18 protein-coding genes are annotated in these 16,738 nt (G+C 60.4%); 16 read left to right on the top strand and 2 right to left on the bottom strand.

Annotation, left to right across the window (positions count from 1 at the left end; translation table 11 throughout):
- Both DL88_RS17735 and DL88_RS19630 read right to left on the bottom strand, forming a co-directional pair.
- On the bottom strand, positions 1-202 hold a 202-nt coding region (locus tag DL88_RS17735; protein ID WP_034999205.1), incomplete at its 3' end, for a S24 family peptidase.
- A 51-nt stretch (positions 203-253) separates the two neighbouring features.
- A complete protein-coding gene (locus tag DL88_RS19630) occupies positions 254-694 on the bottom strand; it encodes a WGR domain-containing protein (RefSeq protein ID WP_051956113.1) in 441 nt (146 codons plus the stop codon).
- A 581-nt stretch (positions 695-1,275) separates the two neighbouring features.
- On the opposite strand from DL88_RS19630, the gene DL88_RS17720 reads away from it, so the two are divergent.
- The 16 genes from DL88_RS17720 to DL88_RS17635 all read left to right on the top strand — a co-directional run bounded on the left by DL88_RS17720 (position 1,276) and on the right by DL88_RS17635 (position 16,425).
- Entirely contained in the window at positions 1,276-2,226 is a 951-nt protein-coding gene (locus DL88_RS17720) for a DUF3991 and TOPRIM domain-containing protein (RefSeq protein WP_034998812.1), read from the top strand.
- Complete coding sequence (locus DL88_RS17715; protein ID WP_034998814.1) at positions 2,223-2,543, top strand: hypothetical protein; 321 nt, start codon at positions 2,223-2,225, stop codon at positions 2,541-2,543. The genes DL88_RS17720 and DL88_RS17715 overlap by 4 nt, the downstream gene beginning before the upstream one ends.
- Complete coding sequence (locus tag DL88_RS17710; RefSeq protein ID WP_034998817.1) at positions 2,527-2,835, top strand: hypothetical protein; 309 nt, start codon at positions 2,527-2,529, stop codon at positions 2,833-2,835. Before DL88_RS17715 ends, DL88_RS17710 begins: the two co-directional genes overlap by 17 nt.
- A complete protein-coding gene (locus DL88_RS17705) occupies positions 2,819-4,924 on the top strand; it encodes an ATP-dependent helicase (protein ID WP_245270928.1) in 2,106 nt (701 codons plus the stop codon). Before DL88_RS17710 ends, DL88_RS17705 begins: the two co-directional genes overlap by 17 nt.
- 2 nt (positions 4,925-4,926) lie before the next feature.
- Positions 4,927-5,133, top strand: a complete 207-nt coding sequence (locus DL88_RS17700; protein WP_034998820.1) for a hypothetical protein — start codon at positions 4,927-4,929, stop codon at positions 5,131-5,133.
- Complete coding sequence (locus DL88_RS19625) at positions 5,130-5,492, top strand: hypothetical protein (protein WP_051956114.1); 363 nt, start codon at positions 5,130-5,132, stop codon at positions 5,490-5,492. The genes DL88_RS17700 and DL88_RS19625 overlap by 4 nt, the downstream gene beginning before the upstream one ends.
- Before the next feature lie 185 nt (positions 5,493-5,677).
- A complete protein-coding gene (locus DL88_RS17690; RefSeq protein ID WP_034998822.1) occupies positions 5,678-6,343 on the top strand; it encodes a hypothetical protein in 666 nt (221 codons plus the stop codon).
- A 351-nt stretch (positions 6,344-6,694) separates the two neighbouring features.
- A complete protein-coding gene (locus tag DL88_RS17680; protein WP_034998827.1) occupies positions 6,695-7,216 on the top strand; it encodes a hypothetical protein in 522 nt (173 codons plus the stop codon).
- Positions 7,213-7,569, top strand: a complete 357-nt coding sequence (locus DL88_RS17675) for a hypothetical protein (protein WP_034998830.1) — start codon at positions 7,213-7,215, stop codon at positions 7,567-7,569. The genes DL88_RS17680 and DL88_RS17675 overlap by 4 nt, the downstream gene beginning before the upstream one ends.
- A 79-nt stretch (positions 7,570-7,648) precedes the next feature.
- Positions 7,649-7,999: a hypothetical protein gene (locus DL88_RS17670; protein ID WP_084705254.1), complete on the top strand. Its 351-nt coding sequence runs from the start codon at positions 7,649-7,651 to the stop codon at positions 7,997-7,999.
- Between the two features lie 184 nt (positions 8,000-8,183).
- Entirely contained in the window at positions 8,184-8,492 is a 309-nt protein-coding gene (locus tag DL88_RS17660; protein ID WP_034998834.1) for a hypothetical protein, read from the top strand.
- Positions 8,493-8,495: 3 nt separating this feature from the next.
- Positions 8,496-8,900, top strand: coding sequence for a hypothetical protein (locus DL88_RS17655; RefSeq protein WP_034998837.1), 405 nt, complete (start codon positions 8,496-8,498; stop codon positions 8,898-8,900).
- 89 nt (positions 8,901-8,989) lie between these two features.
- Entirely contained in the window at positions 8,990-14,062 is a 5,073-nt protein-coding gene (locus tag DL88_RS17650) for a helicase-like domain-containing protein (RefSeq protein WP_034999197.1), read from the top strand.
- 23 nt (positions 14,063-14,085) lie between these two features.
- The gene (locus DL88_RS17645; protein WP_210165332.1) at positions 14,086-14,379 is read left to right on the top strand and encodes a hypothetical protein; all 294 of its coding nucleotides are present in this window, start codon (positions 14,086-14,088) and stop codon (positions 14,377-14,379) included.
- On the top strand, positions 14,376-14,942 hold the full coding sequence (locus DL88_RS17640) for a hypothetical protein (protein ID WP_051956145.1): 567 nt from the start codon (positions 14,376-14,378) through the stop codon (positions 14,940-14,942). The genes DL88_RS17645 and DL88_RS17640 overlap by 4 nt, the downstream gene beginning before the upstream one ends.
- A gap of 298 nt (positions 14,943-15,240) precedes the next feature.
- Positions 15,241-16,425: a ParB N-terminal domain-containing protein gene (locus tag DL88_RS17635; RefSeq protein ID WP_051956144.1), complete on the top strand. Its 1,185-nt coding sequence runs from the start codon at positions 15,241-15,243 to the stop codon at positions 16,423-16,425.
- Positions 16,426-16,738 lie beyond the last annotated feature (313 nt).

Below are 16,738 nucleotides of genomic sequence, written 5' to 3'. Positions count from 1 at the left end.
CCCGCATCGAATGGCCAGTGACCCGCCACAGAAACGTCGCCGGCGGATTGCGGATCAAAAGCTCGGCGAGATCGATGCTCTCGTCGAGATAATCATCGGCCGGCGAAGGAAACCCCGCGCACAGGCCCTCGAGGAACGTGGGCAGGAAGCGGCTCGCGCCGCGGCGTACCCGTACCGGATAGATGAGGCGAAATGAGAACATAATACGAACAAATATCGCGGCGCCTGTTCCCAGCCAATCCGGTTCGAGAGGTTATGAACCGCTTTCTCGCCTGGCTTCGAGCCAGTCCCAGAAGGTTGGCGGCAGGGCAGGCACAGAGGCAGGAGGCAATGCCCCAGACTTCGGCCCGGATGCCTGTTGAATGGGCCTGCGCGCAGACATTGGCCGGGCTGGAGCCCCGGCTTCCTGGCTGAGCAGGTCCCCGGCTTCGCCCGAAGCCTCGACCAGTTGATAGGTGGCGCCACAGCGGCGCTGCGCGCCCTTGCGCCGTTTGAGGCCTTTGCGCACGAAAGCACGGGCTTCATCTCGATCCTCGAAATCAGAACGCATGGTGCGGCCGGCTCCGCCGATCCGGCCGAAGGTCACGCGCGCATTCCATGACCCGAACAGATCGCGGCCGACCCTGACCCGCCAGAACCGCATCCGGTTCAATTCCGGCGCGCGCGCCTCGAGCAGGATCGCCAGCTCATCCATGGTTTCGTTCCCGTCATAGCGCGGCCTCTCCCGTGCGCCTCAGTACAGAATCAGAACATTCGCCAGAAGGGAAGGGGAAAACAGGAACAGAAGAAAGAACCACGGCCGGTTCTCAACGGCAAAAGGCGGGGTGCGGGAGCCGCTGCGCTGGGCCCCCGCAATCCCGGCGCAAGCGCCGCTTTTGCCGCATCGATCCGGCCGTGGTGCCGGGCAGGGGTCTGCGAGAAAAAGGAGATCCCGATGGTCAGGACAAAATCCCGGGACCCGCGCGGCGGCGTGGTGAAGCCCGTCAAAAAGCGCCCGAAAAAATCGCGGAAAAATCGTCGAGGCCCTGCTTGTTCGCGTGGACGGCTGCTGAAATCGCCCGGTCCTCTGACGGAGATTTCGATGTCCCAACCCCGTCTGCTTAGGGCTCCGCCCTCGGCGCACTCCGGAGTGCCTTCCGCCCAGCTTCCTCCGCGCCGCGCGCTCCGTGCAGCCGGTTCCCCGCGAAGGCACCCACTCCGTTTGCACACCCGCTGCTCGCCGCGAGGCAGAGGTTCAGGTGGACCTGACCCTCGCAAAACAAACGGAGAAAGCTGATGAGCCGTGATCCCGAACTTCAGGATTTCCGCGACCGCGTGCATTGCGGCGTCCTGCTCGAACGGCAGAATGATCCCTGGCAACTCGACAAGGCTGAAAGCACGCGCAACGCCCTCAAATATCGGCGTGGCAAAGGCGAAACCCTGATCATCAACCATGGCGGCAAGGGCTGGTGGGATCCTCACAGCGACGCCAAAGGCGATGTCATCTCCCTCGTGCAATATCTCAAGCCGGGCACCAGTCTTGGCCTCGCCCGCAAGATCCTGCGGCCGCTGGCAGGTGCCGAGCTGCAGGGATTTCACGCGCTGGCACAACCCGAGAGACCGCCGCGGATCAGTCACGAAGACCGGTCTCAGTCCTGGCGCTGGAACCAGCGGCTGGCGCTTTATCCCGGCTCGACAACCTGGCGCTATCTTACTGAAGAACGCTGCCTGCCGGCTTCCATCCTCAAAGCCGCCAGCCACGCCGATGTCGTTCGCTGTGGTCCTCAAGGCAGCGCCTGGTTCGCCCATCGCGACGAAAACGAAACCGTCTGCCACGTCGATATTCGTGGTCCGGCCTACAAGGGTGGTCTGAAAGGCGGCGCCAAACGCCTGTTCCGGTTCGGCCCGGCTGCAATCCCGCGCCGTTTGATCCTCGCCGAGGCCGCGATCGACGCCTTGAGCCTCGCCGCCCTGTTCGGGATCAAGGACGACACTCTGTTTGCCGCAACAAGTGGCGGTATGGGACCGCAAACGCTCGATGCCCTGCGTGGGCTTCTGAGGACCATGGCCGCCCATTATCCCGATGCGATGCTGATCAGCGCCGTCGATGCCAATCCGGCCGGCGCCCGCTATGCCTGTCTCCACGCGATCATGGCGAGAGAAACCGGCATTCTTTTCAAACGCCTGCGTCCATCCATTGACAATGGTGACTGGAACCAGGTCCTGCAGGAAAGGAGCCGCCCATGACGATGGCTCTCACGCCACCCGCGATGGCGAACGACAATCTGCACAACCGCCATTCTATCGCCTTCGTCAGCCTGCCCGAAGGAACCTCTCTCCAACCAGCCTGGCGATCCAACCAGAGCAGCCTGACGGACACATATGTGTCCGTCGAACCGCATGATGGTTCCGGCGCGATCGAAGGCCTTGTCATCTCAGGAGACCAGGATGCGGATGGTGATTGGATCCTGGAGACAGCGTTCACGGTCTTCGTGACCAGCGACAATCATCTTGACGAACTGCTCTGTATCTACCCCTGGAACTGCCATGTCGCGACTTTATGATTCTCCCAGCTCCGCTGAGAATAAACGCTACTTCACAGCGCATCTGACTGCCTTTTCCTGCCTGCCCGAACGCATTCGTGCGCGCTACTGGGAGCCGGATCACAACACGCCGCTTGTTTACGTTGAAGGCAATTTCGGTGGTTGCATCGGCATCGTCCTCGGCAAGCGCGACGAACCCTACGAAGACGTTGACGATTTCGACCGTGAATTCGTCCTGTTCTCCATCGATGACAAGCACATTGGCGAATTCATCATAGTTTACGGATACAATTGCCATGTCGAACGAATTTGATTCCTATGATCCCGACGCTTATGCGGCCCTGATGGATGACAGGCCGCTGTATGCGCCCTCGTCCCAGGCCTTCGAGACCCTGGCGGCGAACCTGACCGCCCGGCAGGTGGAAGCCGCTTCCACGCCTGGCGCTCTCGTCGTGCTGGCCGGTGCCGGCACTGGCAAGACCTCGACGCTGACCTGTGCCGTCGTCCATCGCATCGCCGTGGAAGGCCTTTCGCCATCGCGTATTCTGGCTGTGACCTTCACCAACAAGGCCGCCGCGGAAATGACCGGCCGCATCCGCGAGGCCTTGCAGGGCGGCAGCACACCCTCCTGGCTCGGCACGTTTCATGGGTTGGGCGCGCGGCAGCTGCGCGCTGAACCGGAAGTCGCGGGGCTGCGCCCGAATTTCGAGATCATCGACGCCGACGACAGCCGGCGCCTCATCAAGAGGATCATGCAGTCCTTAAACCTCAATGCCGATGAAAAGGACAATGAATCCGGCGCCGAGCCGGTCAAGCGCATGACCAACCAGATCGGCAAGTTCAAGGACCTGCTTCTGTCCCCGGAGGACACGCCCGCCTATGTTCGCAAGCTGATCGCCGATGCCAATACGCTCGGCAAGCCGATCCATCCGGCAAGCCTGCTCGCCGCCGCCAGGATCTACGACCTCTATCAGAAGCGCCTGCGTGACCAGAACAGCGCCGATTTCGGCGACCTCCTGCTCTGGCCGACACGCGCCCTCCTGCGCGATGCCGCCTATCGCACCCGCTGGGCGAACCGTTTCGACTGCATCCTCGCCGACGAATATCAGGACGTCAATTACGCCCAATATCAATGGCTGCGGGCTCTGGCTTCCAGCCATCAACGCCTCTTCTGCGTCGGTGACGATGATCAGGCGATTTATGGCTGGCGCGGGGCGGATATCGCGTATATCCGTCGCTTCACCCAGGATTTTCCGGAGGCTGCAGTGATCCGCCTCGAGCAAAATTTCCGCTCGACCGGAGCCATCCTCAACGCCGCCAATGCGGTGATCGCGCGCGATCCGCATCGGCTCGGCAAGACGCTCTTCACCAACAAGGGCTATGGCCAGCCGATCGAGGTGGTGCCGTTCAAACATGCCGAGGCCGAAGCCCATGGCATCGTCGAGGAAATCCGCAAGCGGCATGGCGAAGGCGTCGGCTTCGAAGCCATGACGATCCTCTACCGCAACAATTTCTTCTCGCGCGGCTTCGAGGAATGCCTGATGCGCGCGAAAATTCCCTATGTGATCGTCGGCGACGTCGGCTTCTACCAGCGCGCCGAAATCAAGGATACACTCGCCTTTCTGCGGGTCGCCACCACACCCAATGATCCGCAATCCGACGAGGCCCTGCGGCGCGTGATCAACGAACCGCGGCGCGGCTTCGGTCCCAAGGCCATGGCTGTTCTCGAGGAAGAAGCCGCCTTCCGCCGTCTGTCGCTGTTTCGCGCGATCGAGACGGCCGCTTTGCCGCCCGCCTGCCGCAAGGCTGGCCTTCTGTTCGTCGCAGCCATCGAAAAGGTCGCGAGTGACAAAAGCCTCACGCTGGCCGACCAATTGTCTCTCCTGCTCGACGCGACCGGCTATCGCGCCATGCTGAAGGAAAGCAAGGCCGAAGGCGTCGAGGCGCGGCTCGAGAATATCGGCGAGCTTCTGCAGCTGGCGGGCAGCTTTCACGACGCCCAGGAACTCCTCGACCATGCGGCGCTCGCCACCAGCCGGCCGAACGAGACGGAGGAAGGCCGGCTCAAGCTGATGACCCTGCACAAATCGAAAGGGCTGGAATTCGATCATGTCTTCCTGCCTGGCTGGGAAGAAGGGATTTTTCCGGCCGGCAACAGTGATCTCGATGAGGAACGCCGCCTCGCTTACGTTGCGATCACAAGGGCCAGACACCGTGCCGCGATCACCTTTTGCGAATTCCGGCGCGGTTTTGTCGATCCCTCGCGCTTCATCGCCGACATCCCGCCGCAGCATCGCATCGATGGCTGGCTGCGCGATGATGGCGCCCCGCCCGTACAGCGTGTGGCGAGAACACCCCTGCGGCCAAACTCGCGTCACACTCGCTCCTTCCCGGCGCGCTGACCATGCCGGATCTGTTTTCAAAACCATCGCAGCGCGATCTCGACACGCATTCCGAACCGTCGCGCATCGACCGCGATCTCAAGTCCCATAGCTGCGCGATCTGCGGCAAGCCGGCCTCCTTTGGCTTCGGTGTCAAACTCATGCATGGCATCGACGGCCGCTGGAGCTGCTTCGAACACCGCGACGACGTCAAAAGGATCAAGCCATGACGATAGTCCTCAGACAAAGGTTCGCCAATCGGCGGGAATCCACCTCTCTGCCCTTCGACGCCGAAGGGGTTCACTGGGTCGTCTCGTATTCCTGCCTGCCGGATGGCAAGGTCGGCGAACTCTTCATCGCCTGCAACAAACCCGGCAGCAAGATCGAGGCGAATATCCGCGATGCCGTCATCGGTGTTTCGATCGGGCTTCAATACGGCATGCCTCTCGAAATCGTCCATGCTGCCATGAATGCGGACGAAGACGGTTCTCCTGCTTCCGTCGTCGGACGCGCCATCGCGCTCGTCATCGACGATCTCCGCAGACAAGCGCCGGACCAGAATGGGCCGACCCTGCAAGCAGCAGAATAAGGATCACAAATTAGAGATCGAAATAATGTGATATGCCAAGTTTCTAGAAAAATTGGAAAATTTAATATATAACGGTAATACCATATAGATACTCCTGGAACGATGGGAAATTATATCGGCCAGAACAGACACATCTCACATAGGGGGGATTGTTCATGACGTGTCCGAACTGCGGCTGCGCGACCATGAATCGAGTCATTTATCTCGGTCTACCAGGGCGTCTCTGCCCGACATCAGGCTGCAACACACTTCTTGGTCTGGCATCCTACGCACCCGCAATAACCTATCTGAATGCCGAAGGAGAAATTGATTACCATTTCACGCGCTATGAGGGTTCCTATTTAAAGGGGCTCTGGTTCTGGTTTATAGAAGTCAGCCAGAAAAAACGTATCCAGCACGTTGTGCACTCCTCGATCAAGAAAAAGCAGGATGCCTATGGCATGGCACCCGATGCTTATATTGTTCGGGATCGGGACGGCACAGTCGAGGAATATTTCGATAGACAATCGGCGATTCAGAGCGTGCAGGAAAAGACGCGAAGTCATGACGGGGACATCGTGATGCTTCCGGCATTCTATAATGCCAAAACCCTGATGAGAACCGAGCGGGAATGCGCCCTTCTCGAGATACTCTATGATGTTAACAGATTGCATGGCAATGCCATTATGGCATCGCGGCATGATCAGAACGACGAACATGCGACGGCTCGCGCCTCCGCGTTTCTCCTGGTCGCGACAGTCCTCGCCCGTAAGATTGACCCCGATTACGACGGGAGCAAGGATCCACTTGGTCCCTTCCGTCTTCTCCAGCGTATGCAGCGCATCCATCAAACGAGTAAGAAAGCAGCTTAAGGCCCGGGCTACCGTCCTGAGCACGGAGACATGCTTTCGTCTATTCCCCAATGATTTCGTTTATTGACTCTGTTCTGGAATAGGACAGTCATAAGGACACTAAAAGAAATGCTTGTGCAGGCACAAATCGTTGAGACTGGAGATCGTCTTTAAAGACATGCTATTCCGGTTTCCTGGAACGGAAAAAAGGAAAAAAGAGAAGAAAAACCACGAGCGGGGTCCGGCCGGCAAAAGGTGGGTCGTCCGGCCGCTGCGCTGGGCCGGGACGATCCCGGCGCAAGCGCCGCTTTTGCAGCCGTCCCTCCGGCTCGTGGTGAGGGGATGGGGTCTTCAGACAAAAGGAGCTCCCGAATGAATCCCAGTCTCAGCCTATCCCATCCGCTCTGGCAGGAACCAGGACTGCGCATCCTTTTACAGCGCCTCGTGCAGTTTCTGAAACCGGAACCCTCGCCGGCGAGACGGATCGAACCCAAAGCACCCGTCGCCAGTGTGGAGACGATCGCGTCCGAGGTTCAACCGCAATCACCCTCCCTTCCGTCCGCCCCGGTCATTCCGCTGCATCCGCGCAAGGTCATGCTGCCGGCAGAATTCGAGATCACAACGGAACAGGATGAGGCGGTCTCGGACAAGGCCATCGAAATCCTTCTCGGTCGCGGTTCAACCAGTCCCGCCGCGCTGATCGATGATCTTCTGCCACATGCCTCTGAAACCGCTGCGACCCGCGCCTTCGACCTGAAAGTCGCCCGCGCCATTCTTCTGCATGTCATCGCGCTCGACATCCGTCACGTCGCGCGGATGACGGGATTCAGCGAAGCGACCATTCTCGCCATTCTCAATGGCTGGCGTGAGGAACGGCTGGAGAAAGCCGCATGAGCCGCTTCAACATCCTTCTGTCTCAGGCCACTGAAGGGCCGTGGATCAAGCTGCCAGGCCACACCCGCATGGCGGATGGGCAAAACCTGCCGGTGTCCCGGATCGTCTCGCGCAAGACCCTGGCGTTCGTCGCCGAGACCCATCCCATCGGACCGGGCGATGCCGAGCAGGTGCAAGCCAGGGCCAATGCGGAGCTTCTGGCGAAAAGCCACGCCATGGCCCGATTGCTGGAGGAAGCTCTTGCGGTTTTCGATGTCGAATTCGAACGGGATCTGGAGATTTCAGGGGGCGATTTCCTCGAATGGTTCTCCAATTGGCGCGCCCGCGTCAAACAACTGGCTGAAACACGCTGATCCTGTGCCCTTCCCTCACTTTCAAGCCCGTCCTAGCGACGGGCTTTTGCATTTTTACACCCTGCCAATGGAGCATCTCATGCCACGCTACATCATTTCCGCGCACAAGATCGACACAATCACGGTGCGCAACGGATTGACCTGCACCAAAATGTCCAGTCTGTTCGGTCCGAAACCGGAGAAAGTGGTCGATGTCTCGTCCCTGAAAGAACTCATCGCCGAATACAATACATTCGCCGACAGTCTCATCGACAGCGGTCTTTGTTACGACCTTTATGTCACCAAACATCCACACGAGATCGCCCGTCTGTTTTCCGGATTCAACAAGGCCCTCACCAACGGGGGACCGCTGAAGCGCATAATCAATCGGGAAATCGCCCTGGCCGCGGGAGCACAAAAACAGGAATCCGCCGAGTCAATTGGCACATGAACACATGATCATGTGAAAGAAGAGAAAGGGAGAAGGAAAGAACCACAAGCGGGTGCCGGCCGCAAAAGGCGGGTCGCCCGGCCGCTGCGCTGGACCGGGCAATCCCGGCGCAAGCGCCGCTTTTGCATCCGTCCCTCCGGCTTGTGGTCGGGGAATGGGGTCTTCAAGAAAAAAGGAGATCCCCATGAAAGCTTACCATCTTCCCCGTCCAGATACCGCCTTCTCCCTCAGCCCCATCAGCTTCGACACATTCGATCATGAGGCCGCCCGCCGTGAGGGCTGGGACCTCGTCCGGGACGGCGTCTATTCCGATGGCGTGCCAAAAGTCCAGCTGCAATCGCTGCGCGACAATTCTCCCTTCAGCGAGGACCGCGATGTCTGGTCCCATGTCGTCGAGAAAGCACGTCTCTGCTCGAGCCTGCATCGCCAGGCGCTGGACCTGGTCGACCGCCTCGAGCTCATGGCTATCCACACCGTCCACGGATTCTGGTGAGCCATGACGGCCCGCAAGAAACCCCTGCAATGGGGCCGCGGCAGGAAACGGGAAACCGGCCTGCCCTCCCTTCCGCCTGCCCTGCCCCCGGAACTCAGCTTTCTTGGCAGCTGGTCCTGGCGTGATCCGCAGCCTGGCGAAACCATCCGCCAATGGGTTTCGCGGCAGGACCTCCTGCGCGCCGAACTCGAGGCCCGCGCCGCCAACTGGTGCCGTCCCGGCCAAAGGGTCCGGATCCTTCACGAACCGTCTCTGCGGAGCATCGGCGGCCGTCTACGGACCGGCACGATCATCCGGCCGGGAACACATCCCTTTGCCGATTACGTGCGCGTCGAACTCGACCTGACCGGCAGACAAACATCCCGGCGCATACGCTTTCTGGCGCTCGAAACCATCGAGCCGCTGTAGGCGCATACGCACCCCTCACTCTTCGTCTCATTCCACCGCGCGGGCGGCCCCATCGCCGCCCGCCGATGACGCTCGTCCCGAGGACTTCAATGGCTCGCAAAGACTCGTTCCAGCTTTCCCTGTTCGATACGACCGCCCTGTCGGCGGCCTTCACCGCCCGGCCCACCGTCAAGGCGCCGGCGAGCGCGACCGCTGCCCCGCGCGAGACCGCTCCGCTTATGCAGGAAGCCGATCCATTCCCAGCCCAGGATTTTCGCCTCGAGGACGATCGCGGGCTTGCCAAAGGCTGGAAAGCCCGTGCCATGGACAATCTGAAAGCCATCGCGCTTTCGCAAAAGATCACTGAAGAAGGCCGTAACGCGTCTGCCGAGGAACAGGCGATCCTCGCCCGCTTCACCGCTTTCGGCGCCGGCGAAGTCGCCGACAAAATCTTTCGCCGCCTCGACAATCCGCCGGTTTCCGGCTGGGAGGATCTGACCGAAGAACTCGAACAGCTGGTCACGCGAGAAGAGCTCGCGAGCCTCAAGCGCGTGACCCAATATGCCCATTACACCCCCGAACGGCTCGTCACCGCGCTCTGGAATGGTGTACGCCGCCTCGGCTTTGCCGGAGGCAAGGTCCTGGAACCCGGTTGTGGCACCGGCCTGTTCTTCGCGCTGCTGCCGGAAAAACTGCGCGGCAAGGTCAGCCTGACCGGCATCGAGATGGATCCGGTCACCGCGCGGATCACCAGCCAATTGTTTCCCAATGCCTGGATCCGCAACGAGGATTTCACCAAGGCGAAGCTTGCCGATTCCTATGACCTCGCCATCGGCAATCCGCCCTTCTCGGATCGCACCGTTCATACCGATGACGCGACCGGCAAACTCAACCTCTCCCTGCATGATTATTTCATCGCGCGATCCATTGACCGGCTGAAACCCGGCTCCCTCGCCGCCTTCGTCACCAGCCGTTACACGCTCGACAAAGCCGGCACGACCGCCCGCGCCACCATCGCCCAAAGCGCCGATCTCGTCGCCGCCTTCCGCCTGCCGCGCGGCGCCATGGCGGAAAGTGCCGGCACCGATGTCATTCTCGACGTCCTGTTCTTCCACAAGCGCCCCACCGGACAGGAACCGAACGGCATCGCCTGGCAAGACCTCGCTGAAATCATTCCAGCCGAAGACGGCGAAGCCGCGATCGCGATCAATGAATATTACCGCGATCATCCCGACCATGTCCTGGGCTGGAATGCCCGCGTCTCCTCGCAATATGGTCCGACCTATGGCTGCACGCCCCTATTCGGGAATGTCTTCGACAAGCTCGACCGCCTGATCGAGAGCCTGCCGCAAAATCTCGTCCAACCCGCCAAAGCCAGCCAGGACCGGCCATCACCCGGAAAGCCCCAGATCGTCGTCGGCACGGCCGCCGATGGCGCGACCATCAAGGAAGGCAGTTACATCCTTCTCGATACTGTCCTGCATCAAATCCTTGACGGCCAACCCTGCAAGGTCGCGATCCGCAGCGCAACGAACAAGGAGGGCATTTTCGACAAACATGCGCGGATCATCCGGGCGCTGATCCCCGTCCGCGACGCCATCCGGGACGTCCTGCGCGCGCAGGAAGCCAATCAGCCCTGGGGCATGGCGCAAAGCCGGTTACGCACGGCCTATCAGGCCTTCGTCCGCCAGTTCGGACCGATCAATCTGACGAAGGTCACGGAAACCAAAGATCCCGAGACCGGCCTCACCCGCGAAACCCAGCGCAAACCCAATCTCGCCCCCTTCCTCGATGATCCCGACGTCTGGCTGGTCTCCTCGATCGAAACCTATACGGTCGAGACGGGAGAGGCCAAAGGCGGCCCGATCTTTACCGACCGTGTGCTGCATCCCCCCGTCGAACCGATGGTCCAGAGCGCCGCGGATGCGCTGGCCGTCTGCCTGCACGAGCGCGGAACGATCGACCTGCCGATGATCGGCGAATTGCTCGGCCAGAGCGAGGATCAGGTCATCGAGGCCCTGCGCGGCCAGATCTACCGCCTGCCGAACACCGTGCCGGGTCTCGACGTCTGGCAGACCGCCGATGCCTATCTCTCCGGCAATGTCCGCAAGAAGCTCGAGGAAGCCAAAGCCCTCGCGGACAGCGACGCGCGTTTCCACGCCAATGCCACAGCCCTTGAAGCCGTCCAGCCGATCGATCTCAAACCCTCCGACATTACCGCCCGCCTCGGCGCCCCGTGGATTCCGGCAAGCGACATCAGCCGCTTCATCCGTGAGATGATGGAGATTGATACACGCGTCCATCACGTCGAAGCCCTGGCGATCTGGACCATCGACGAGACACCGTTTCGCGGGCAGGCATCGGCCACTTCGGTCTGGGGCACCGAACGGGCGCATGCGGGGGAATTGCTGAGCGATGCGCTCAATTCCCGGATTCCGCAAATCTACGACGTCTTCCGGGAGGACGGACACGAAAAGCGAGTCCTCAACGCGATCGATACCGAGGCCGCCCGAGAAAAGCTCACGAAGATCCGCGAGGCCTTCAGCGCCTGGATCTGGACCGACAGCGAACGCGCCGACCGCCTCTGCCGGATCTACAACGAGACCTACAACAATCTCGTCCCGCGCCATTTCGACGGCTCGCATCTGCGCCTGCCGGGCGCGAGCTCCGTCATCACTTTCTATGCGCATCAGAAACGGGTGATCTGGCGGATCATCAGCACCGGCAAGACCTATATCGCGCATTCGGTCGGCGCCGGCAAAACCTTCTCGATGGCCGCCGCCATCATGGAGCAGAAACGCCTCGGCCTGATCACCAAGGCGATGTATGCGGTGCCGGGCCATTGCCTGGCGCAGGCCGCCCGCGAATTCCTGCTGCTCTATCCGACAGCCCAGATCCTCGTCGCCGACGAGACGAATTTCACGAAAGACAAGCGCCAGCGGTTCCTCAGCAGGGCCGCGACCGGCCATTGGGACGCGATCATCATCACCCATTCGGCCTTCAAGCTGATCCCCTCCCCTTCAACCTTCGAGCAGAGGCTGATCCAGGAGCAGATCGATCTCTATGAGACCATGCTCGAATCCGTCGACAAGAGCGAACGCTTCACCCGCAAACGGATCGAACACCGCAAGGAAGCCTTCGAAGAACAGCTGAAAGCCATGCGGAGCCGCAAGGACGATCTTCTGACCATCGGCGAAATCGGCGTCGACCAGATCATCGTCGATGAGGCGCAGGAATTCCGCAAGCTCTCGTTTCCGACAAACATGAGCACGCTGAAAGGTGTCGATCCCGAAGGCTCGCAACGCGCCTGGGACCTTTATGTCAAGACCCGCTACATCGAGACGCTCAATGCCGGACGCGAACTGATCATGGCCTCCGGTACGCCGATCACCAACACGCTCGGCGAAATGTATACGGTGCAGCGTTTCATGCAGCCGGAGGCCCTCGCCGAACGCCACATCAGCGAATTCGATGCCTGGGCGGCGAATTTCGGGGAAACCCGCACCGAGCTCGAATTACAGCCTTCCGGTCAATACAAGCCGGTCACGCGCTTTGCCGAATTCGTCAATGTCGCCGACTTGATGGCGATCTATCGCACGGTGGCCGACGTCGTCCTGAAAAGCGATCTGCGCAATAATCTGAAACTGCCGCCGATCCGTGGTGGCCGCCGCGAAATCGTCTCCAGCGAGGCGAGTGTGGCCTTCAAACGCTACCAGAAACATCTCGCCAACCGCATCAGGGCCATCGAAAGACGCCACAGCAAGCCACAACCTGGCGACGACATCCTCCTGTCGGTCATTACCGATGGCCGCCATGCCGCGATCGATCTCCGTTTTGTCGGCCTGAAGTACGGTGAACCCGGCAACAAGCTCGCCAAACTCATCGACAATGCCTTTTCGATCTGGCTGGAGACGAAGGACTGGACCTATCGCCAGCCGGACGGCACGCCCTGGCCGCTGCCGGGCGCCGCGCAAATGATCTTTTCCGATCTCGGTACGCCCAATGCCGAAGGCAAGCGCGGGTTTTCCGCCTATCATTGGATCCGCGACGAGCTCATTGCCCGCGGCGTGCCGGCGAACCAGATCGCCTTCATGCAGGATTACAAAAAGTCCAGCGCCAAACAGCGTCTGTTCAACGATGTCAATTCCGGGAAGGTCCGGTTTCTGATCGGCTCGACCCAGACCATGGGCACCGGCGTCAATGCCCAGCAACGGCTGATCGCGCTGCACCATCTCGATGTCCCCTGGCTGCCGGCCGATATCGAACAGCGCGAAGGCCGCATCGAGCGCCAGGGCAACCAGAACACCGAAATCCGCCTCTTCGCCTATGTCACCAAGGGCAGCGTCGATGCCACCGGCTGGCAACTGCTCGAGCGCAAAGCCCGTTTCATCGACATGGCCATGTCGGGCGATACCAGCATTCGCCGCATCGAGGATGTCGGTTCCTCGGCCGACCAATTCGCCTTCGCCAAGGCCATGGCCTCGGGAGACGAACGGCTCATGCGCAAATCCGGTCTTGAAGCCGAAATCGCCCGCCTCGACCGGCTGAGAGCGGCGCATTTCGAGGACCAGCTTGCCGTCCGCCGCGAAATCGAACGGACCGAATTTTGGCTTGACCGCGCCGAAAAGCAAAGCGCGGCTCTGCAAAAGGATATCGCCAACCGCCACTCGACCAAGGGCGATCTCTTCACCATGCGGATCGGGAAGCGGCCCTATCATGACCGCAAAGAGGCCGGAGGCGCTTTGCTCAAGGCCATCGCCGAGACCGTGGCGGCCGGACATGGAGGCCATTGGAAACTTGGCTCCATTGGTGGTTTCGACATCTCGATCGGTCTCCACTTTTCCAAGGCTGGATACGCGCTGGACGGGGCCCTGCTGCGCCATGCCGATGACGCGGAAGTCACTCTCTCCGGTGATCTGACACCGCTCGGCGTCGTCGCCCGGTTCGAGCATGCCCTCACAGGCTTCGATGTCGAACTGCGCGAATGGCAGGCCAAAGCCACCGACGCCGCCCGCCGCCTGCCGAGCTATCGCGCCCGCCTTGGCGAAGCCTTCCCGCATCAGGCCGATCTCGATGACAAATGCCGGGAACTCATGGCACTCGAAGCCGATCTTGCCGCCACTCCCACCGAAAAGACCGAAGAAGAGGAATGCAGCTGGGATGATTACGTCCTCGCCGCCTGAGCTCCTCCTGACTTCGCTTTTCCATGAAGGAACAAACCATGAACTTATTTGAATGCCTCATGAAATATGAACCGCGCGCTACCCATTACAGACATCTCTATGCCGCCTTTTTGCGTGGCGCTGTCGATGCTGCAGAAGGTGGCTACTATCCTCCCCCTTCTCGCGATCGCGCCAGCGCCTATCGCGCTGGCGCGTGGGCAGCCGTGGCCGGATACATCCCGATCACGAATCCAAATGGCATCCATGATTTGATCATCACCATTGAGAACGGCAAGGACGAAGACCTCCCTGTCTTTACCGAGGGAGCCCTTCAATGATCCCGCCTGCGATCGCCAAAGCACTGCGCCTGCCGGCGCTCGATGACGCTGCGTTTCAGCCGACACAATGGGCCAGTGCCGCCGAGAAAGCCGCTTTCGGCAATGGGCTCCTGCGGTTTCTGGGGGAGGATTGCCCACGAGAGAAATTCAAAAAGCCGTTCTATCGGCGTCTCTCACAATGTTTCGGGATGATCGCTCACTACGACATCACCGGGTTCTATTCCGAATATTTCGAGACCACGGCCGACAAGATCCGCTTCCTCGAAAACCTCGTTGCGTGGCCGTGCTGGGGCGATCCCACATATACATTCAGTGATCTCGAACGGGCCGTCATTGCCCGTCTTGCCGCAAGCGGCTTGCGCGAATGGCTGATCCGCCAGAGCAAGAGTGAAACCGAGACCCGTGAGAGAGACATGCTCGCAAGGCTCAAGGCCAAATACGAGCCCCGGCAGGATGCTTTCGTCGAACCTGCCAATGAAAAGACCTGCTTCCTCCCGGTCGCCCAAACCTCTTTGCCACCCGCTGCCTCCCGGCAGGCCTCACTCTTCGATCTTCTGAGCTGAATATAGGCTCCGTTCGCGTGACGGATTGCAACCACCAGGAAAATCCGGACCTGCCGGCTGCTTCTGTCCCCTCTCCTCTGAACCCCTGTGACGATGGAGAAAGAGAGGGGAAGGGATCGCGCTTGCCGGTTCCCGCCACCCCTTCGGTCCAACGCGGCCTCCGCCGCACCAGCCTCGCTTGGCCGCAAGGCGCAAGCGCCCCGCGTCCCGCGCAAGGCGGGCGGGCTCGCCCGCATGGGTGCCGGGAACCGGCAAGCGCGCATGAACAAGGCAGATCCGAGAGGAAAGGATGAAGCCTATGCAAGCGAACCCGATGCCGGACATGCAATTGCGCGAAATCGATCCGCGTATCCTCAAATTCGATGATGACAATCCACGCAGGATCGCGGCCGACGAATATGAAGATGCCCAGCTCATTGCCAGCATCCGCATCGTCGGTCTCCTTCAGCCGCCGATCGTCTATGAGAAGGATGGCGATCTCTACGTCAAATACGGTAAGCGCCGCACGCTCTGCGCAATCGCCGCCGATCTCGCAACGATCAATGTTCTCGTCACCGAAAAAGACGATGATCTCGACGCCATGCGCGCCTATGCCGAGAACGCCGCGCGCGCCCCGATGTCACCGATCGACGAATGGCGCGCCATCGAGGCTTTGGCCCGGAAGAACTGGACCGAACAGGCTATTGCCGACGCCCTTGCCTTAACGATCCGCGACGTCAAGCGCCTGCGCCTTCTCGGCCAAATCCATCCGCCAATGCTTGAGCAGATCGCCCTGGGCGACATGCCGCGAGAGCAAGAGCTCAAAACCATCGCGCTCGCGCCGATGAAGGAGCAGGCCGAAGTCTGGAAAGCCAGAAAGCCGAAGAAAGGCCAGCAGGCCAGCTGGTGGGAGATTGCCAGAGCCTTGCAGAAAACCAAGTTCCTGGCTTCCGATGCCCGGTTTTCCGATGAGGACGCCCGCGCCTTCGCCATCAGCTGGGAAGATGATCTGTTCGGTCCTGCCGACAAGGATAATCGCTTCACCAGCAACCGCGAAGCCTTCTTCGCCGCGCAACAGGCCTGGCTCGAGGCCAACCTGCCGAAAAACGGCACGATCGTCGAGATGAATGATTATGGCCAGATCAAGCTCCCAGCCAAGGCCGAACACATCTACGGAAAACCCGGCAAGAAGGATTTCATCGCCTTCGCCATCAATCAGAACAATGGCCGTATACACGAACAGCCCTATCGTCTGGCCTCTCCGGCAAATAGCAAGGCTGGCCAGCAGAATGACGCTCAGGCTGATGGCGAAACCACAGCACCTGCGAAAACCCGGCCCGACCTGACCAGCAAGGGCTGGGACATGATCGGCGAGTTCCGTACCGAGGCTTTGCACAAGGCTCTGGCTGGAAATCCGATCGACGACCTCCAGCTCATCGGCCTGCTCGTCCTCGCCTTCAGTGCTCAGAACGTCGATGTCAAAGCCGGTCATCCCTACGTGTAGCGGCTTGCCAACATAAGCGCCTCTGCTCGCAAACATCGGCATTTTCTGCTCGAATTATCTGACAATGGAGCGGGCGTCGTGCTCACGCTCTTTGCCAATGTGCTCGCAAACATCCGGGTCTGCTTGCAAACATCCCCCACGTGCTCAGATTAATTGCCAGCGACGGCATGGTCAAACCGGGACGCCTGCCTGTCGTAGTTGCTCGGTCAGCTGACGGGAATATTCGGGATCAAGGGTGCCCGCCAGGAAGGCGCGGATATCCGACGGCCGAGCATTGAGGTGCGTGACCAGAGCCGTCGCATCGTAACCATTT

The sequence above is a fragment of the Beijerinckia mobilis genome (assembly GCF_000745425.1).
In the GTDB taxonomy this organism is placed as follows: domain Bacteria; phylum Pseudomonadota; class Alphaproteobacteria; order Rhizobiales; family Beijerinckiaceae; genus Beijerinckia; species Beijerinckia mobilis.
The sequence above is the reverse complement of the archived record's forward strand: the minus strand, read 5'-3'. Positions and strand labels throughout refer to the sequence as shown.